Source organism: Mesorhizobium sp. M0587 (assembly GCF_040320945.1).
Lineage (GTDB): Bacteria > Pseudomonadota > Alphaproteobacteria > Rhizobiales > Rhizobiaceae > Mesorhizobium.
Window position 1 is genome coordinate 52,192 of sequence record NZ_JAMYQP010000026.1, and the last position, 19,684, is coordinate 71,875.

Consider the following 19,684-nt stretch of genomic DNA (forward strand, 5'->3'; position numbering starts at 1 on the left):
TAGGTGAGCCGAGGTCCTAAGTCAATATAATGACCGATGTTACGACAGCCTTTGATGCCGAGCAGGTCCTTGGGCAAGCGATAGCTGTTCGAATCCGAGACTTGAGGCGCGACCAAAATCTGACCCTGGATCGCCTGGCAAAACTGAGCGGCTTGTCCAAGGGAACCGTCGTCTCGCTGGAGCAAGGCAAGGCGAACCCTAGTATCGGCATACTTTGCCGACTGGCGGCGGCGTTTTCGCTCTCCGTGGCCGATTTGCTGAATGACGATCCTTCCACAGTTCGCCTTCCTATTGAGCGGACAGAGACGAGGACGCTTTGGACAAGCGCCAAGGGAAGCTTTGCACAACTTCATTCATCGACCTCGGGGCGCACGATGTTCGAATTGTGGAGCTGGGTCATTATGCCGGGCGACGTGTTTTCCGCAGATGCTCATAGTCCGGATACGCGCGAGTTGATCTCGGTCAGTCAGGGTGCCCTGAGCGTTGTGGTAGGTACCCATGTGGTCATTTTAAGCGAAGGCGAGAGTGCGCGGCTTGTCACTGACCAACCGCACTCATACGCGGCGGCATCTGATGTGCCCGCCCATTTCTCGATGGCGGTTCTTGAGCGTGGTGGACACCGAGATCCGGGGCACTCGTCGACGGCAGCGAAGATTCAGGAGCCCGTTCCGTAAGGCTCCGCCGATTACTAGCAACCGCACATTCGCGACAGGAGATAAACCGTTGTACGTTCCGCCTCATTTTGCCGTCCCTGATCAGAACGCCCTGTTCGAGCTTATCGAGAAACACCCGCTTGGTATCCTCGTCACCCAAAGCAAAGGCACACTGGACGCGAACCACCTCCCCTTCGAGCTTGACCGCTCGAAGGGAGACAAGGGCGTTCTCAATTGCCATGTCGCTCGCAAGAACCCAGTCTGGGAGGAAGTCGCCAATGGCGATGAGGTTCTCGTAATCTTCCGTGCGGCCGACGCTTACATCTCGCCGAACTGGTATCCAAGCAAGCACGAACTCCACAAGCAGGTGCCGACGTGGAACTATCTCGTCGTCCACGCCCACGGACGCATCACTGTCCGGGATGATGAGCGATACGTACGCCGTAACGTGGCGAAGCTCACTCATATGCAAGAAGCCTCGCAGCCTGCCCCGTGGAAGATGGGCGACGCGCCGAAGGACTTCATCGACACGATGGTTAAGGCAATCGTCGCCCTGGAGATCGAGATCACCGGCCTGGTTGGAAAATCAAAACTCAGCCAGAACAAAGACTTGCGCGACATTCAGAACCCTGGTGAAATGCTGCGTGCCCAAGGGGCCATTGCGATGGGAGAAGCGATGCTCGCGGCTGCGGCGGCCAAATCCCAATAGCATTTGTCTTGTCCGGACAAAGCCGCTGGTGCCGGCCTCCGACGGGTCACCTAGCCCGCCTTGACGCACGGCAATAGCTTTTGACGGCCTGAAGCGACGCTGTGGTCACCGTTGTGATACTTTCCCACGCGCCTGGTCAGGCGGCAGGATTGCTCCGTAGTGGCCGACGGGTTCGTTTCAGGCGCCTGCGCCCCGTTGTATGTCGGCGACCACCCGCTACCGGTCTTGAATGAGGCGCAATCGCACGCGTTTCGAAGCCACGTACCTTGGGCGGCAAGCTCGACCATGCACTCGACGCAGCTCCCAAGTGGCGGCGCCGTCAACGATCTCCTTGAACCTGCGGAACTTGCCTGAAAGCACTTCTCTTACGGGAGATGATTGGCTATGTCGCCGAACCGATGATGGAGATGGTGGCGGGCGCCGCCCTAGCGATCAGACCCGCCTTGCAGCGCAATGGCTACCCGGGCCCGACCGGGAGATGCGGGCGGGACTGTGAACTGCGGAGACGGAGCGGATCGGCATGGAGCCGTGACCGCTTGCGGTCTGGCTCTGGAACGAGTTAACGAAGCGCGGACTTCCGATCGTGTCAAGCGCCGCCCTCTCGATGATGCCGAACAAATCGGGCCCCGACGAGCGGCGGGCCTTGCCAGATCGGACGGACCGGATGGTTTAAGCAGGTTCGCACCAAGAGCCACGGCACCTGTGTCGTGCGGGTGCTGCTGTCGGCACGCGACCTTCTCGTCAGCCTAGTAGGCAAAATCGAGAACAGATGCCTGGGCTTCTTGAGGCCTTCGGCGTCATATTCGGCAAGAAGATCGATGCCCAGGTGATCCTACACATGCTCAGGATCCAGGCGACGCAGGTCTACCATGATCCGCTGCGAGCCGGCATCAACGACGTGCAGGAACTGTCGAAGACACATGAAGCGATCGCCAGGGCCAAGACCGAGATCCAGCACCGCATCCTGACAACTACCTGCCGCTGTATTTTCCCGAGATCGATCGCTTCCGGGGGAACAGCCGCAGCGATTGGTTCTTTGCCTTCCTCGATGCCTTTTCGACCCCAGCAAGCATCACGGCGCTGACGAAGGAGGAGTTTGTGGCAGCAGCTTGGGATGTCGTCCGCCGCAAGGTCAGCAAGACACAGATTCTGATGGATATTTTCGAGACGGCGCGCCCAGCGATCGGACTGCCACTGCCATTTGATGCGCCTGCCATTCGCATGTTCCGGATGGTCATTGACGAAGCACGCAGCCTGATCCGGCACCGCAATGAGATCGAAGCACAGGCCGACGATCTGCTGCGGCACAGCCAGGATTACCAGCTCCTGCGACAAATCCCGGGCATCGGACCGATCAAGGCATTGACCGTCATTGCCGAAGCCGGCGATCTTCGCCGCTTAGGTCATCATCGCCAGTTTCTAAAGTTCTGCGGGCTGGACCTCTCGACACAGAAGTCCGGTGAGGCCAGACCCGCCTTTCCAACCCAGGCACACGACCCATTCAAAGCATTCCTAAGCATACTGACCAGGGCGACCTCGACCCCCCCAAATCACAGCGGTGAGCTCGCAGGCGGGGTCGATGAACACTATTGATTGGCCGAGCTTGAGCGGCATCTCTATCACATTGATAGCCTATTAGGCTGGTCCGGCGTTTTATCGGACCCATGATCCATCCGAGCAGCTTGTGAGGGATGCAGCCGAACCAGGCGCTGCTCCCACAGTCTTCGCAGGTCCTCCAGCAGAGCTTCATGCTCAGCCTGATCCGGCGCAATTATATTGAGGTGATCGCTTAACACGGCTTCGCCCTCAATCCGCATCAGCAGATTAAACAGGTCGTTTGAAATTCGCACACTGTCAATGCTGGAGTGGTTCGGAATAATCTCGCAGACAGTCTCCTGATGATCTCGCGCTGTGTAAGCACGGGTTTGATGGAGGGAGACTGAGGGAGGCAATGAAATCGCAAGCGCAGTCCAATCCTGCAGCGTTGCAGCCCGTTTTTTTACCAGGAAGGGCCCGACCACAAGTCCATCCAGCTCTGTCGTCAAAAATGTGGCAATCGCGTCTGCAACCGTATCCACGATCGGTTCAGCATTGTTGTTAAAGGACGTATTGAGCAGAATTGGAGTGCCTGTCCGCTTCTTGAACGCATTGATGACCTCCCAGTAAGCGGGGTTGGCATCGCGCGATACTGTTTGCAGCCGAGCCGTACCGTCGACGTGCGTAATGGCACCCAACAAGGCGCGCTTTGAGTCACGCACGCGAACGACGAAATTCATGAATGGAAATTCGTGCTTACCGTCTGGGAGGTCGAAAAATTCGCTCGCATCCTCTTCCAGCACAGATGGTGCGAAAGGCCTATAGCCTTCGCGCTTCTTGACCATGGCATTGATCCGGTCCTTGTTTGCAGCGGGCCGAGGGTCGGCAAGAATGCTGCGGTTGCCCAGCGCACGTGGCCCAAACTCCGAACGACCCTGCACCCAGCCGATCACGGCGCCGTTGGTGATCCAGTGGGCTGCACTGCTCGCTACGTCATAAGAGCGTTCAACCTCGAGATGTCCGGACCATGCATTCAGTTCCTGTTCCACGGCGCGGTCGCTCCCGAGATCAGGACCCCAATAGACCTCCTGCAGTCGCTCACGCGGCGCGGGGCGGCCCATCTCGTTAGAGACTATCAGCGCAGCTCCCAATGCGCAGCCAGCGTCGTGAGACGCGGGTTGCACGAAGATGTCTTCGAAAAGCCCTGAATACAGCAGCTTGCCGTTCATCGTGCAGTTGTGGGCTACCCCTCCCGCCAGACACAACCGCTTCATGCCGGTGGCCTCACGGTGGTGCCGGAGAATGTGGAACACGATCCGCTCAAGCGCTTCCTGCAGTGACGCACTCACATCTCGATGCTGCTGGGTGAAAGGCATTCCCTTTCGCCTGATCTCGATGTTGCGGAGCAACGCCGGACCGATGCGGTCGAGGTGAACACGGTAGCCACCGTTGGCGGAGAGCTCGTAGAACTGCTCGAAGAGCTCGCGATAGGGAGCGGGGTCGCCATAGGGCGCGAGTCCCATTACCTTATACTCGTCGAACATGCCGTAGCCGAGACAGCGGATCGTCTCGAGATAAAACAGCCCAAGAGAATTGTCCTCCGGGAAAGCCTCGATTTGCGTAATTTCTGTGCCAGACCCTACCGCCACAAGGCCCGACAGGAAATCACCACAGCCATCAATCGCTAGAATGAGACTTTGTTCGAAGCCCGACATTGCAAAGGCGCTCACGGCGTGCGCCTGATGATGACCTACGAATGAAATACGCGAACTGTCCAACTTAGTGCCGAACTCACGCGCTAACAGGTTCTGCACCAACATTTTAGCATCCAACGGAGTGGAGAGAATGTCCGGTTGGGAAGCGGACATACCTTCAAGCATGGCGTTGGCATAGGGCTCGCTGGCGTAGACCGCGACACGATCAATGTCGCTGAGCTGAACCCCGGCCGTCGAGAGACAGTATTGAATCGAACCACTTGGCAGCTTGTTCGAGTGCTTGATTCGATTGAGGCGTTCCTCTTCTACGGCGGCTATCACCTTTCCGTCTCGGACGAGCACCGCGGCGCCATCGTGCATAAAGGCGTTCTGACGCTCGAATCGGTTTTCATGGACTTGGTCAAGTCCGCCGCTGATTCCTAGGCACAGCATTTCTTTCTCCAGATAGTAACGGGAAGCCAAATTGGCTTACCTCGACTGTTTCCAACTAAATAGGCCGTGTTGTCGCCTGCAGCTGCGACCGCCCGTCAGGCATCAGCGGCATCGAAGAAAGCCCCATAAACGATCAATGAGATGCTTCGACTGTGACGCCTACAGTGCCATCACGCCGAGAGCTTGGCTGGATCATCCAATCCTGAGCGGCTGCTGACATGTATCCGGCGATGTTGTTTTCATCGGCAGAACCAACTTGCGATGCCGCCTGTCTTGGGAAGGGCGGCCGTCGACGAATAACAGTACCGCCCCCGTGAACTGGCCCGATTTCATTCTCCGAAGCGACCATGGTCGCACCGCCCGACATTGTCGGCCAGTTGCAACTCACTTTCTCGGCACGACCTCCACTGCACGTCAGGGCGCATCGAAGATTTTCTCCTTTGGATTATTCCTAAGGCAGCTTTCGTCACGCGATAGAGCAGCGTGTGATTGGTGCGTGAGGCTCTTTTTTGTCCATGCACGATTCCGGAAGAGTGATGAAATCGATTGTTTTGATCAAAGTCATCCACGCTATGAATAACAGCCGCAGCACATGCGTTTTCAAAGCGCTTCAGGCTTCCCGGATGGCTACTCCGATGTGAAGCGCATGGCATTCCAAGCGCTCTGTCAACCAAACGATGAGTATCGGCGTCGACCCTCATTGCCTTCGTCTTCGCGACTCCGTGACAGCGGCTGGCATTGTGTTTGTAGGGCATCGGGCGAAGATCATGTCGATCGGCCATCTCGCCTGCCTATTGACAAACCCTTGAACAATGATCCACGCACCAGCGCGATTGTGATCACGAGCGCCTCTGAGCTCGGGAGGTTCGGTTTTCTGAGGGTTCCTGGGTCTCCGAAGCGATGGAGGGAGCTAGCCTTCCTGGTGCTATACGGTTGTGCTCTTCATGGAGTGGACGCATTTGCGTCTCGAAAGCGGTTCTTCAGTGGAACCGGCGCCAAGGCCCGTCTGTGGTCGTTCAGAACACGGGGTGCCGTCTCCAAACCGGATATTGGAGCGGGCAGCCGCCGGAATTTGACCCATGGAAATGAGCGCCTGTCAGGAGGCGTTCGAAAACGGCGCGATCTTCATCGCGGCTGTTTCATGGTGTCATTCCTGACATGTTCTTTATAATCGGCAGCTTGCGGATAGTCTTGCCCGTCGCCGCCCGTAGCGCGTTGGCGACGGCCGGGCCGATCGGCGGCACACATGGCTCACCAACTCCCGTGGGCGGCTCCTCGGACGGCACAATGTGCACCTCGACTCGCGGCATCTGCTCGATCCTGAGCGGTGTATAGGTATCGTAGTTCTCTTGGTCTACGACACCGCCCTTCAGGGTCAGCTCCTCCTGGAGGATCGCACCTAGCCCGAATCCGATACCGCCCTCCATCTGAGCGCGAATCTGGTCAGGATTTATCGCGGTGCCGCAATCTACCGCGCAGACGACGCGGTCGACCTTGAAACCATTTTCATCGTTGAGGGTGATCTCCACCACATCGGCGACATAGGTCGAGAGGCTTTCATGCAGGGCCACGCCGCGGAAACGGCCTTCCGGCAGAGGCTTGTCCCAGCCTGCCTTCTCAGCAGCCACTTTAAGCACGGCGGCATGCCGTGGATGGTGACCGAGCATTGACAAGCGGAAGTCGACCGGATCACGGTTCGCAGCGGCGGCGAGCTCATCGATCAGGGTTTCCACCGCGTAAGCGGTGTGGGTGGAGCCTACCGAACGCCACCACAGCACCGGGATGTTCACGTCCGTGGTGGTCAGCTCGACCTTCAGGTTCGGGATCGCATAGGGCAGGTTGGTGGCGCCCTCTACGGAGGTTGGATCGATGCCGTTCTTGATCATCGCCGCAGAGGTCGAACCGCCCAAGACCGATTGGCCCACGATGTGGTCATGGAGAGCGACGACATTGCCTTTCTTGTCGAGCCCCGCCTTGACTGCGTGCACATAGGCCGGCCGGTACCGCCCACCCCGCATGTCATTCTCGCGGGTCCACTGCACCTTCACTGGCTTGCCGCGTCCCAGTGCACGCGCTGTGGAAACAGCTTCGATAATGACATCTGCATCCAAGACCGCGCGGCGGCCGAAACTGCCGCCGGTCTTCATCACGTGCAGCCTCACCTTGTCCGGCGTGGTGCCGCCTACCTGAGCGGCAGCCGCCTGATAAAGGTCGGGCATCTGGTGTCCGCCCCAGACGTCGATGGTGCCGTCTTCGTTGATTCGGGCGGCCGCGTTGAGTGGCTCGATCGAAGCATGGACAAGATAGGGGAATTCGTAGTGCCCCTCGATGATTTTCTCAGCACTGGCGAACGCTGCGGGAGTGTTACCGTCGTCGCGCGCGGTGGCCGCGCCCAGATCGTCTGCTGCCTTGTTGTATTCGGCCATGATCTCGGCCGTGCCGCGCTCTTCGGCCTTCTCCTCGTTCCAGGTCACCTCCACGAGGTCGCGGCCCTTCAGCGCCGTCCAGGTGTCCCTGCCAACCACGGCAATGCCTCGCGGCGTCTGGACGACATCGACAATGCCGTCGAGTGCCTTGGCCTTGGTTGCGTCGAAGCTCTCGATCTCGGCGCCGAACTTCGGCGGATGGATCATAACGGCCGTCTGGAGTCCCTCCATCATGAGGTCGATCGTGTAGGTCTGCGCGCCGTTGGTCTTGCCGGCGGAATCGTAGCGCTTGAGGCTGTCCGATCCGATCTGGGCCCACTTGTCGCGCGGCTTTAGCGGCACGTCGTCGGGAACCGGCATTCCCGCTGCGGCTTCAGCCAGGTCACCGTAGCGCGCCTGCATCCCTGAGGCGTGCGACACGACCCCGGAAGCGACTTTGATCTCGCCGGCTGGCACGTCCCACCGCTGCGCCGCGGCCGCCACCAGCAAGGCCCGTGCGGCAGCACCCGCCTTGCGGTAGCGTTCCCACGACGAGCCCATCGACGTGGAGCCACCAGTTGCCTGTGCGGCCCCGCCCCAGGCGAGATTGCCGTAGAACGCGGTATTGCCATATCCGCCGACCACGTCCACCTGCGCCCAGTCGCCGTCGAGCTCTTCCATAACCAGGGTGGCGATGCCGAAATAGGAGCCTTGTCCCATCTCGAACTGCGAGGAGTGGATGATGATTCGGTTCTCCTTTGTGATCTCGACATAGGTCTGGAAGGGGTTCGCCTGAACCTTTGCAGGGGTCGTTTGTGCGATGTCGGGCGCGGCCAGCACTGGCCGGTAGCCCACTGCGAGGCCGCCGGTGGTGACGCCCGCGCCGACGAGGAACCAGCGGCGCGTGGGCCGCACGGAGTTATGCTTCGAGAGAAACTGCGACATGCCTCAAGTCTCCAGCCGGTTGGCGGTCTCGTGGATGGCCGCGCGGATGCGATGATAGGTGGCGCAGCGGCAGAGATTGCCGCTCATCGCCGAATCAATATCATCGTCCGACGGCTTAGGCGTCTCTGTAAGGAGGGCCACGGCCGACATGATCTGGCCAGACTGGCAATAGCCGCATTGAGGTACGTCGAACTCGGCCCACACGGTCTGGACCGTTTCGCCTATCTTGCCCGACACACCCTCAATGGTGGTGATCGAGGCTCCTTCGATGTCGCCGACTGCGGTCTGGCACGAGCGCGTCGGCATGCCGTTAACGTGAACCGTGCAAGCGCCGCACTGGGCAAGCCCGCAACCGAATTTCGTTCCCGTGAGTCCGATGACGTCACGGACCGCCCAGAGCAGCGGCATCTCTGGATCGACGTCGAGTGTTCGCGCCTCGCCATTGAGGGTAAAAGCGACCATTGCTTGCTCTCCTTGTCCTGAGCTGGCTATCTCGTTGAGCCTCCGCCCGCCTGGCAACCGAGCTCTTGTTGCTGAGGCCTAGCGACCACACCCTAGGAACGCGCAGCTCAAGCAACAAGCCGCTAGGTTGGCGAGTTACGAGATCGTGAAGTGGGTCGTGTCGAAAGGCTGGAGGCAACTGAATGTCATTTTTTGGGGCGGACAGGCCGCTTTAGGCTGGGTTACACGAGACTGGACATTCGGGTCGTCGCGAACATCGACCGCTGGTCGGCCGCGTCCGGCAGGGCCCTGATTGGCTACACGAAATGAAATGGGACGACTATCGATGGGGGCCTACCTCGACAACCTCCACGACTGGACCCTCAGCTTTCCGACTATCGTCCCGGGCGGTGGCCGAGCTCGGCGCCTCGGACGCGATAATAGACGGTGAGGCGTTCGTCGTTGACCAGAAGGCTTGTCGCGCATTCCCAGTCTTCAGCGGGCTCTTGGCCGCGGCAGGAGACGTCAGGACCATGCTTGCCGGCTTCGACCTGCTCAAGATCGACGGCGAGGGTCTTCGCGATCGGCCACTCGTCGATCGGCGCAAAGCGCTAGTTAACCTGCTGAGACGCCGCCCAAACGGCATCGTTCTGAGCGACGAGATCAGCGGCGGCAGCGACATTCTCGCGCAAGTCTGCCAGTTCGGCCTCGACGGCATCGTCTCCAAGCTGCGTGTCAGTCCATATCGATCCGGCCGGCGCCAAGAATGGGTGAGACAAAATGCGTGCTGAGTGATGAGTTCATCGTCATCGGCTGCGAACCCGGCAACAGTTACGGCGGTCGGGAAGCGTGCTCTGGCGAATGTCGAGGACGGAAATCTGGTGTTCGCCGGCGGCATTGGCACCGGCTTCAATGCGCGCACCGGGCCGGAAGTAAAGCGCCGGCTCGATGCCATTCAAATGGGTAAACACCGATTCCTAGTTTGAAGGCGAACGGTGCGGCATGGGCGGAGTGCCCTGCGCAGTCTGTACCTCCGCAGTCGATTGTCGAGTTCGAAGGGGTGTGATTGGCGTCGAGACCGCTCCAGCCATGGCTATCAGCACGCCGAGTGCGTTGTTTTCGATCAGTTCTCGAAATGAGCGGGTAAATACATGCACTTCCTTTCACTTGCCGAACGGGGTTTGCTGTTCACCGGCTGGCATCCGATGGCAAACCTTTCAACGCGGCGGCGATCTGGCGCTTCGCTGCTGGGGGCAGAGGCAGGATGGGACGCGGGGGTTCGGCACTGCAAATGTCGAGCAATTCAGCGAGTGCATAGACGACGCGAAGGCTCGAGAACTCCTTGAAGAGGCTCCAGATCGGGACCAGCGCGGCATTGATCCGTCGCGCTTCGGCCGCATCGCCCTGTTGCGCCGCTGTGACGATCGTCATGCAGACCTCGGGCAGGATGCCCGCGAGGACGCTGTACCATGTGTCGGCGCCGGCGATCATGGCCTCGGCGGCGTTCCAGTCGCCGCTGTAGCCAATCGAGAACCCTTCCGGCAGTGTGCGCCTCTGGGCGGTCAGATGGTTCTTGATCGCATCGCTTTTGTCTGTCGGATTCTTGATGGCGACAATCCCAGCCACCTTTGCCAGGCGGCTGACAAGGGGTGGACTGAAATGGAAATGCGTCGTTCCTGGATTGTCGTAGACGACGATCGGCAGGCCACTTTCGCGCGCCACAGTGGAGAAATGTTCGAACACCTCGTCATCAGTAAGCGGGGTGTAGGAGGCGGCGGCAAGCAAACCCGCAGCTGCTCCAAGGGCCTTGGCGTCTTGCGCGAGCCCCACGGCTTCATCGGTGCGCAGCGCGCCCACACCCACCACGACCGGCATTTGCCCCGCCGTTTGGTCCAAGGTCTCGGAGAGCGCCCGCCGCCGTTGCTCGCGCGACAGATAGATGTATGTGCCGGTGCTGCCGAGAAGACCGATGGAATCGACCTGAGCAATGCCAAGCCGAGCAATCAGCCTGCGCAGGGCAACGCTATCGACGCGGCCGTCACGATTGGTCGGGGTGATGGGGAACGCGGAAAGACCGCTCAGGAATGCCATGGCAAGGCTCCAGATCTATGTGTGAGCGCAGAGGTGGCCGCACGCCAGGTCATTACAAGACGTCCAAAGCCCGCCGCAGATCGGCGATCAGGTCATCAGCGTCTTCAAGCCCCACCGAGAGACGCATGAGATCCTCGCCGACTCCATCGGCCAAATGGGCATCCTTGCGGATCGGCTGCCGAGCACGGGTGAGGCTTGCTGGATGATAGATGAGGCTGTCGGCATCGCCGAGGCTGACGGCGCGAATGATCAGGTTGAGCCGGTCCATCATCCGGCGCGCTCCTTCGTATCCAGCGTGGAGGCCAAAGGCCAACATGCCCGATCCGTTGGACATCTGTTTTCGCGCCGTCACCTGATCAGGGTGCGAGTCGAGGAACGGATAACTCACAAATGCCACCGCCGGGTGCGCTTCCAGCGCCCGAGCCACCGCAAGGGCCGTGGCGCTGTGCCGTTCCATACGCAGCGTCAGCGTCTTGAGACCGCGCAGGATTAGGAAAGCTGACATGGGCGAGAGCGCTGCGCCGGTGATGTAGCGCAGGCCCGTTTCATGCAGCGTACGGAGCGTTTGGGCGTCGCCGAGAAGCGCCCCGCCAAGGGCATCGCCATGACCATTGATGTACTTGGTCAGCGAATGGAGCACGATGTCCGCCCCGTGCTCAAGCGGTCGCTGGAGCGCGGGCGAGGCGAAGGTGCTGTCGACTGCAACCCTTACACCGCGCGCGTGAGCGCGCTCGGCAATTGCCGCTATGTCGAGGATGCGGCTCAGCGGATTCACCGGCGTCTCGAAGAAAACCAGCCGCGTCCGCTCGGTGATCGCAGCATCGAGATTGTGGGGATTTGACAGATCGACCGCGACGACCTTGATGCCGAAGCGGGGGACCGCCTGTTCGACCATGGCAAGCGTGTTCGCATAAAGCGTCTTGTGGACGATGAGTTCATCGCCCTGGGACAGGAGCGACAGGATCAGAGTGCCGAAGGCCGCCATCCCCGAGGCAACAACCAGCCCCGCCTCGGCTCCTTCCAGATTCGCGAGCCGCTGCTCGAGGATCTCGGTCGTGGGATTGTATTCGCGCGCATAGAGCCGTCCACCAAGGGCGGCGGCGGCATCGTTTGCTGCCACGCTTTCGAACCCATAGGTTGACGTCAGGAACACTGGCGGCTGGACGGCATTGGAAAAGCCGGCCGGATCGTAGCCATGATGGATCGCCCGGGTGGCAAATCCGGGGCTGGTGCGGTTGAGCGACCCCGTGGGAGCATCGGTTTCGGATTGATGGGAGCTGGTCATTCGGCCTCTGCGATCTCTCTTGGGGTTCCGAAAGATTGACGGCAACCTGGCCAATGTGAAATATCCAGTTGGCGATGAAAGAGATGGTCCAGTCTTCAAGTGCCGGGTCTGCAGCGCGCTCGCACGCGATGGGTGCACGCCAGATATACGAAGCCCTTCGCGAGCAAATCCTCGGCGGCGTCTACGAAACCGGCAGTCAGTTGCCATCCTCCCGGGCCCTGGCAAATGACCTCGGCGTTTCGCGAACCACGGTGACGGTCGCCTATGAGCAACTGGCTGCGGAGGGTTTCATCGAAGTCCGTCAAGGCGCACGACCTCGCGTTGCGTCTTCGTTGATGGGTCATGGGACGGGGCGCACTCACGCGCAACGGGTCGGCCCGATCCACCTGTCCGCATATGGCGAGCGGCTGCGCGCGACGTCACCCTGGCAAGATTATCTGCCGACTGGGCTGAAGGTCGAGTTCCGCTATGGCGACCTCGCGCCGTCGGATTTCCCTTCATTGGTCTGGAAACGCGCGATGAACGAGGCGATGGGGCAGCGCCCGCTGCGTCTTGCCTATGACGATCCTCGCGGCTCGCGCCGGCTCCGCCAGGCGCTTCAGGGCTATCTCTGGCGCGCCCGGACCCTGAGCTGCGACCTCGACCAGATCATCATCGTCAGCGGTTCGCAGCAGGGCCTTGATCTGTGCGCGCGCCTGCTTCTCGATCCCGCCGACCGCTTCGTCATCGAGGATCCGTGCTACAGGATGGCGCGTCAGGTCTTTGCCAGTACGGGTGCCTCACCCATCCCGGTCATCGTCGACGAAGACGGGATGAGGACCGAGTTGCTGGCGGGGATCGGAGCACGACTGGCTTATGTGACGCCATCGCATCAGTTTCCGCTGGGCGGCGTCATGCCGATCGCGCGCCGCCATCAGCTTCTGGAATGGGCGCGGCACAACAACGCCTATGTGATCGAGGACGACTACGACAGCGAATATCGCTACGACATCAATCCGGTCCCTCCGCTGCACAGTCTCGAGGACCACGGGGCTGTCATCTATCTCGGCACGATATCCAAGACGCTCTCGCCGATGCTGCGCATCGGCTACCTCGTCGTCCCACCCGAATTGCAGGAGGTCTTCGCAACCGCCAAACAATTCGCAGACCGGCATTCGCCGGTCGCTGAACAGGAAGCGCTGGCATCGTTGATCGAGAGCGGCGGCTACGAAAGCCATGTGCGCCGTGTGCGCAGGCTGAACGGCGAGCGTCGGGAAACGTTGTTGGGCGCCTTGCAGCACAGCTTCGGGGATCGCATCACTGTCCAGGGAGCTGATGCGGGACTGCACGTCGCGGTTTGGTTCAATGACCTGCCACGATCGCGGGAAACGGCCTTGGTCGAATCCGCCCGCGACGCTGGCCTGGGGCTACACTTGATCTCGCCGCTGTACGAACGGCCATCGGACGAAGGCCGCACCGATCGCGTCGGACTTGTCATGGGCTATGCCGCCTTGAGCATTCGGCAGATCGGGAAGGGCGTTGAGGTCCTGCGAGAGGTTGTCAAGCAGGTGCAAGACGCGATGCCGGCGCGGAACAACTGAGACGGGGCGACGCCGAAAGCTGGCGCTGAAAACGGTCCGAGGGCCCCCCGTATTTCTCCAAACAGCCAACTGGACCGGAAAAATGCCATGCAACTGGCGCTGTTGATCAGGCCAGTTTTGCAGCAGGTTTCCACGAGACGAATTTCCGAGAGCGATGATGACCTGGCGAGGAAAGCTGCTTCACGTCCATATCGCGCCTGCCGCCTCCTATGAAATGGAGGAGCTGGCGCAGGCGCAGCTTATTGCCGGCCAAGGCATTGTCGGAGACCGCTACTACCTGGGGACGGGGACCTATTCCGCGCGTCCTGATGTTCGCGAAGTGACGCTGATCGAAGCTGAAGTCTTGGACGCCATCGCGCAGGGCGAACCCAGAATTCCGGGCTTCAAGGCCAAGCTCGCACCCGAAGATCACCGGCGCAATCTGACGACACGAGGCGTTCCGCTTAGCCATCTTGTCGGCAAACGCTTCCGGGTCGGGGAAACGATCCTCAGGGCCGCCCGGATGAATGTGCCGTGCAAGTATATCGAGGAGTTGCTCGGGCTTCCGGGTCTCTACGAGGGGCTTCTGAACCGCTCCGGCCTGAACTGCACAATCGAGGTCGGGGGCGTGATCCGGCCCGGTGATCTGATCTTGCCCATCGACGAGTGAAACGCCATGGCCTCGCCGCGCATCATCATGAAGCTGACCGTGACCGCCGCCCGCAAGGAGCCGGGCGACGTGCTGGTCATCGACCTGAAACACCCACGCAAACCTGTGCTGCCGGCGTTCGAAGCGGGTTCTCACGTCGACGTCCATCTGCCTGAAGGGAAGGTGCGTCAGTATTCACTTTGCGGCGACCCGACCGAGCTTGGCCGCTACACCATCGCGGTGAAGCGCGAGAATGACGGCCGTGGCGGCTCGGCGTGGATCCACGAAACCATTGCCGTCGGCTCCACACTGCCTGTCTCCGCGCCACGCAACCATTTTGCGCTCAAGCCAGGCGAGGGGCCGACTTTGCTGCTGGCAGGGGGAATCGGGATCACCCCGATTCTGGCCATGGCGCGCGCGCTCACCCGGCAGGCCAAGCCCTTCGAGTTGCACTATTTCACCCGCAGCCGGGCGCTCACGCCACTCTTGGCGGCGATCGGGAGCGATCTTCCTGGCGGCAATGTGCGGATCCATTTCGACGACGAGCCTCAGACCCGGCAGAACATCGCCGCGCTGCTGGCGAACCGTTCGGACGACGCGCAGACATACTACTGCGGACCGCCTGGCTTCATGGCGGTTGTGGGGCGCGCGGCTCAACACTGGCCCAAGGGTACTGTTCATTTCGAAACTTTCCAGCCTCCCGAGTTTGATGGCGCGCCACCGGAACCATTCGTCATAGAACTGGCTGAGGGCAGGGTGGTTGAGGTTTCGGCTGAGACCACGGCACTGGCCGCCTTGCGTGCGGCCGGTGTGCCGTTGATGGCCTCGTGTGAGAACGGGGTGTGCGGGACCTGCGAATGCGCAATGCTGGCGGGACAGCCGATCCATCGGGATGCCGTCCTGTCCAAGGAGGCACGCGGCCACCGCTTCATCCCCTGCGTGTCGCGCGCGACAGGTGTGTTGAAACTCGATCTTTGACCATTTGGGCGGGGGTCCTGTGAGACCGGCTGATTTGCGGGAAACTGAATGACGAGGAAACTGGAATATCTGAACGAGATCGAGCGCTGCGTCTCCTGGCTCGCAGCCTGGACGATCCACCACGCCAACCACGTCCGCGAGGGCGATGAGATCAAGGTCGGGGGGCATCAGGCCTCGTCCGCGTCGCTGAGCACCATCATGACCGCGCTCTACGGTTCGGTCCTGCGCCCGCAGGATCGGGTGGCGGTCAAACCCCATGCGGCGCCGATCTTCCATGCACTTCAGTATCTGGCGGGCAACCAGACCCACGAAAAGCTCATGAACTTCCGCGGCTACAAGGGCGCGCAGAGCTACCCTTCGCGGACGAAGGATGTCGACGATGTCGACTTCTCGACCGGGTCGGTGGGTCTCGGCGTTGCTCAGACGCTGTTCTCGTCGCTGGTGCAGGACTACGTCTCGGGTCACGGCTGGATGAAGGAGCGTGCCGAGGGCCGAATGGTCAGCCTGACCGGCGACGCCGAGATGGATGAAGGCAACATCTACGAGGCCCTAATCGAAGGCTGGAAGCACGGGCTCAGGAACTGCTGGTGGGTGGTCGACTACAATCGCCAGTCGCTCGACGCCGTGATCCGGGAGGGCCTCTGGCAGCGGTTCGAGCAGATTTTTCGCAACTTCGGCTGGGACGTGATGGTCCTGCGCCACGGCGCTCTGCAAGAGGCTGCCTTTGCCGAGCCGGGGGGCGAGAAGCTGCTCGAGTGGATAGAGCGCTGTCCGAACCAGCTCTATTCGGCGCTGACCTTCCAAGGGGGTGCTGCCTGGCGCAAGCGGCTGCTCGACGAGATCGGAGACCAAGGGCCGGTCACCACTCTGATCGAACGCCGCTCCGACGACGAGTTGCAGGCGTTGATGACGAACCTTGGCGGGCATGACATGCCGAGCCTCCTCGAAGCCTTCGAGGCGGCGTCCAGGCATGACCGTCCCGTCTGCTTCATCTGTTACACCATCAAGGGCTACGGTCTGCCGCTTGCCGGACACAAGGACAACCACGCGGGGCAGATGACGCCCACGCAGATGGAAGACTACCGCCTGCAAATGGGCGTAAAGCGGGGTGAGGAGTGGGACAAATGGGCGGCCGCCACCTTGCCGGAAGCGGAACTTGACGCCTTCTTCGCAAAGGCGCCGTTCTTCAGTGAGGGGCGTAGGAGGCTGTCTCCGCCGTCGGTGCCGGTGCCTGAAACCCTTCCGTCACCGGGGCAGCCCGGCAAGCCGCTCGCGACCCAGATGGGCTTCGGCCAGATCCTGAACGACATCGCACGCGAGCGCAGTCTGCTTGCCGACCGCATTGTCACCACCTCGCCCGATGTGACGGTCTCGACCAATCTCGGTGGCTGGGTCAACCGGCGCGGCCTTTTCGCCCGGGAGACCATGGCGGACACCTTCAAGGCCGAACGCATTCCGTCGACCTTTACCTGGGAATTTGGGCCGAAGGGGCAGCACCTCGAGCTCGGGATCGCCGAGTCGAACCTGATGATCATGCTCGGGGCGCTCGGTCTCTCGCACTCGATCAATGGCGTGCGCCTGCTGCCGATCGGGACAGTCTATGATCCCTTCATCTACCGATCGGCCGACCAGCTAAACTACGCCTGCTATCAGGATGCGCGCTTCATGCTGGTCGCAACGCCCTCGGGCGTGACGCTGGCGCCCGAGGGCGGGGCACACCAGTCGATCGGCACCCCATTGATCGGCATGGCGCAGGATGGGCTTTGCGCCTTCGAACCGGCCTTCGTCGACGAACTGTCCGTGATCATGCGCTTTGCCTTCGATTACATGCAACGTAATGGCGAGGGGGATCCGGATGAGACGACGTGGCTGCGTGATCAGACCGGAGGATCGGTCTATCTTCGCCTGTCAACCCGGCCGCTCGAGCAGCCGCTGCGCGACATGAACCCGGCGCTCGCGCGGGACATCGTCAATGGCGCCTATTGGCTGCGTCCGCCTGGGCCCAACGCGAGTGTCGTCATTGCTTATCAAGGCGTCGTCGCGCCGGAGGCGATTGCCGCGACGGGTCTTCTGGCGGAGGACCGGCGCGATGTCGGGCTGCTCGCGATCACCTCCGCGGACCGGCTTAATGCGGGCTGGCAGGCGGCGGAACGTGCCCGGCAGCGTGGCGCGATCGGCGCCCTGAGTCATATCGAGCGGCTGCTCGCGCCGCTATCGCGTGACTGCGGCATCGTCACCGTGATCGACGGCCACCCGGCGACGCTCGCGTGGCTCGGTGGGGTTAACGGGCATCGCGTGAAGGCGCTCGGGGTCGAGCAGTTCGGCCAGACGGGGACTATTGCGGACCTATACCGTCACCACGGCCTGGACACCAACGCCATCGTACATGCGGCGCAGGCGGTCAGTGCGGGACCGGCTGTTCGCTACCGGAAGGCGCTGCCTTGACCATGAGCTACCGGATGCTCCGTGGCTGGTACGGATCGGCTGTTTCCACGGGCGTTCCGGTTCGCTTCAAAGCGGACAGGGGCCGGGACACTGTGGACGTTCTGATCGCGCTTGAGTAGCTTGTGCGACCCGGAGGGTCACCTGGAATACGCAGGGAGGCGGGTTTTATTTAGCCTTGCGTCCAATTACGAATTCGATTCAATCCAGTCCGGAGCAAAAGCTCCGCGTCCTCCCGATTTTCGGCTTCGACGTAGCACCGCATTTCCGGGGCATTTCCGGATGGTCGCAAATGCAAGACACGCTTATCCGCGAGAGTGATACGAAGTCCGTCAACATCGCTAACCTTGCTTACCACTCCAATCGACCCGACGAAGGCGGCGATGTTAGTTTCCGCTGTACGAAGGTATGTCATGAGGCGAGTGCTGCTTTCGACGGAAAAATTTTCCAAGCGATGCGCCGCCGCCGCCGGCAATTGAAAGGAACTGCCAATCTCCGACAGTGGCTGCCCACTTGTATTAACAAGGGAAAGTGCCGCAAGGATGGGGAGAAAACTGTCGCGTGTAGGTAGCGCTGGCAGTTTAGTTCCGTTCGGGTCAAAGTCCGTGCCGGTCAACAAACCACCGTTTGCTTCGAAACCAACCACGCGCTCGTGACCCGACGCAACCAAATCGAGCATGGCAGCAATAACAAATGGCGATCCAACCTTGGTACGCACGACTTTAAAAGAACCTGCGGTCTCGATGCCAGAGTTTGATGTGACCGGCGTGACGACTGCCTTCGCTTGCAGGAAGTTCGCCGTAATCAGGCCTAACAAATCACCGCGAAGGGGGTCTCCGTGGTCGTCAGCTACCAGTGGGCGGTCACCATCGCCATCTGCCGAGACGACCGCATCAAGCCGATGCTCTTTGGCCCAGAGCTTGAACTGTTGAGCAGTCTCGTCAGAGACCGCTTCAGTGTCGACAGGAATGAAAACTTCCGAACGTCCCAGGGTTACGACCGTCGCACAGTGATATGAGAGAATGTCAACCAAGAGATCGCGCGCGACTGTGCTGTGCTGATATACGCCCACCGTTAAGCCCTTTAGAGCATTAATCTCCATAAGCTTTCGATTGCGCGCCATGAACAAGGCCTTGCATTCGGCCTCCCGGTGCTGCCGACGTGCAACAGCACCTTCAAGGACGTATCCGCGCTTCTCCAACTGCAAGGCGATGCGCGTTATCTCCCGCTCATCACCTTTGTCGATCTCACCGTCGGGTCGATAGAATTTTATTCCATTACGGTCGGCCGGAATGTGCGAGCCTGTGATCATCAAACAACCACTCTTACGCGCCTGAGCATACAGTGCCAGGGCAGGGGTGGGGACTGCGCCGCAATCGACCACGATGAAGCCGAGCGCGGACAGCGCCGCCGCACAGACGGCGGCGATGGCCGGACTCGAGGCGCGAAAGTCGCGCCCTATGAGTATCTCGTCGCCAATTCTGGCCAGGCCGGATTCCAGCAGGAATGTCGCGAATGCCGTTGCATATAGGGCAGAGGCGGCTCCTGCCAATTCTGTCGCCAGGCCCCGTAATCCACTTGTTCCGAAATTCATACCTAGTCCGACGTTGCTGACCGTGTTTTTACTCAAACCTTGGCCTGTTCGGAATGCCTACCGACAAATGCCTGCGATAAAAACAGAAGTACATTTCGTTACCATTGACGGGTTCGGTTCTCGACGGCTACGCTTTTGTGAGGATTGATGCGGTCGGCGTCAGCGAGGGCAGCGCACCGTGACATTCACGGCGACGATTCGGGCGGATGGCGCTGAGGTCCGGCAGGGCCTCCTCGCCGCTGCCTCACAT

14 protein-coding genes and 1 pseudogene are annotated in these 19,684 nt (G+C 60.7%); 9 read left to right on the forward strand and 6 right to left on the reverse strand.

The window, feature by feature from the left end; all coding sequences use genetic code 11:
• Positions 1-29: 29 nt before the first annotated feature.
• The 3 genes and pseudogenes from NKI49_RS22005 to NKI49_RS22015 all read left to right on the forward strand — a co-directional run.
• Positions 30-674 carry a helix-turn-helix domain-containing protein gene (locus NKI49_RS22005; protein ID WP_352553827.1) on the forward strand — a complete coding sequence of 215 codons (645 nt, stop codon included), beginning with the start codon at positions 30-32 and terminating at the stop codon, positions 672-674.
• 49 nt (positions 675-723) lie between these two features.
• Positions 724-1,362 (forward strand): FMN-binding negative transcriptional regulator, encoded by a 639-nt coding sequence (locus NKI49_RS22010; protein WP_023783766.1) that lies wholly within the window; start codon positions 724-726, stop codon positions 1,360-1,362.
• Positions 1,363-2,179: 817 nt separating this feature from the next.
• Positions 2,180-2,832: pseudogene (locus tag NKI49_RS22015) on the forward strand (transposase); the annotation flags it as partial.
• A 149-nt stretch (positions 2,833-2,981) separates the two neighbouring features.
• On the opposite strand, the gene NKI49_RS22020 reads toward NKI49_RS22015, so the two are convergent.
• The 3 genes from NKI49_RS22020 to NKI49_RS22030 form a co-directional block, all read right to left on the reverse strand.
• Positions 2,982-5,045, reverse strand: a complete 2,064-nt coding sequence (locus tag NKI49_RS22020; protein WP_023783763.1) for a carbamoyltransferase family protein — start codon at positions 5,043-5,045, stop codon at positions 2,982-2,984.
• A 1,139-nt stretch (positions 5,046-6,184) separates the two neighbouring features.
• A complete protein-coding gene (locus tag NKI49_RS22025; protein ID WP_352604079.1) occupies positions 6,185-8,395 on the reverse strand; it encodes a xanthine dehydrogenase family protein molybdopterin-binding subunit in 2,211 nt (736 codons plus the stop codon).
• A gap of 3 nt (positions 8,396-8,398) precedes the next feature.
• A complete protein-coding gene (locus NKI49_RS22030) occupies positions 8,399-8,857 on the reverse strand; it encodes a (2Fe-2S)-binding protein (RefSeq protein ID WP_352604077.1) in 459 nt (152 codons plus the stop codon).
• 305 nt (positions 8,858-9,162) lie between these two features.
• On the opposite strand from NKI49_RS22030, the gene NKI49_RS22035 reads away from it, so the two are divergent.
• Positions 9,163-9,627 carry an ATP-dependent DNA ligase gene (locus tag NKI49_RS22035; protein ID WP_352604075.1) on the forward strand — a complete coding sequence of 155 codons (465 nt, stop codon included), beginning with the start codon at positions 9,163-9,165 and terminating at the stop codon, positions 9,625-9,627.
• 3 nt (positions 9,628-9,630) lie between these two features.
• Positions 9,631-9,822 (forward strand): hypothetical protein, encoded by a 192-nt coding sequence (locus tag NKI49_RS22040; protein ID WP_352582421.1) that lies wholly within the window; start codon positions 9,631-9,633, stop codon positions 9,820-9,822.
• A gap of 202 nt (positions 9,823-10,024) precedes the next feature.
• Here the strand turns inward: NKI49_RS22040 and NKI49_RS22045 are convergent, their stop codons facing one another.
• Complete coding sequence (locus tag NKI49_RS22045; RefSeq protein ID WP_352546074.1) at positions 10,025-10,927, reverse strand: dihydrodipicolinate synthase family protein; 903 nt, start codon at positions 10,925-10,927, stop codon at positions 10,025-10,027.
• 52 nt (positions 10,928-10,979) lie between these two features.
• A complete protein-coding gene (locus NKI49_RS22050) occupies positions 10,980-12,212 on the reverse strand; it encodes a trans-sulfuration enzyme family protein (protein ID WP_352546075.1) in 1,233 nt (410 codons plus the stop codon).
• A 74-nt stretch (positions 12,213-12,286) separates the two neighbouring features.
• On the opposite strand from NKI49_RS22050, the gene pdxR reads away from it, so the two are divergent.
• The 4 genes from pdxR to NKI49_RS22070 all read left to right on the forward strand — a co-directional run bounded on the left by pdxR (position 12,287) and on the right by NKI49_RS22070 (position 17,843).
• The gene (gene pdxR, locus NKI49_RS22055) at positions 12,287-13,792 is read left to right on the forward strand and encodes a MocR-like pyridoxine biosynthesis transcription factor PdxR (RefSeq protein WP_352604134.1); all 1,506 of its coding nucleotides are present in this window, start codon (positions 12,287-12,289) and stop codon (positions 13,790-13,792) included.
• Positions 13,793-13,949: 157 nt separating this feature from the next.
• Entirely contained in the window at positions 13,950-14,441 is a 492-nt protein-coding gene (locus tag NKI49_RS22060; protein ID WP_023758446.1) for an MOSC domain-containing protein, read from the forward strand.
• A gap of 6 nt (positions 14,442-14,447) precedes the next feature.
• Positions 14,448-15,398, forward strand: a complete 951-nt coding sequence (locus NKI49_RS22065; protein WP_352553819.1) for a PDR/VanB family oxidoreductase — start codon at positions 14,448-14,450, stop codon at positions 15,396-15,398.
• A gap of 48 nt (positions 15,399-15,446) precedes the next feature.
• Positions 15,447-17,843, forward strand: a complete 2,397-nt coding sequence (locus tag NKI49_RS22070; RefSeq protein ID WP_352604071.1) for a transketolase — start codon at positions 15,447-15,449, stop codon at positions 17,841-17,843.
• 169 nt (positions 17,844-18,012) lie between these two features.
• Here the strand turns inward: NKI49_RS22070 and NKI49_RS22075 are convergent, their stop codons facing one another.
• Entirely contained in the window at positions 18,013-19,434 is a 1,422-nt protein-coding gene (locus NKI49_RS22075; RefSeq protein WP_352604069.1) for a phosphomannomutase, read from the reverse strand.
• Positions 19,435-19,684 lie beyond the last annotated feature (250 nt).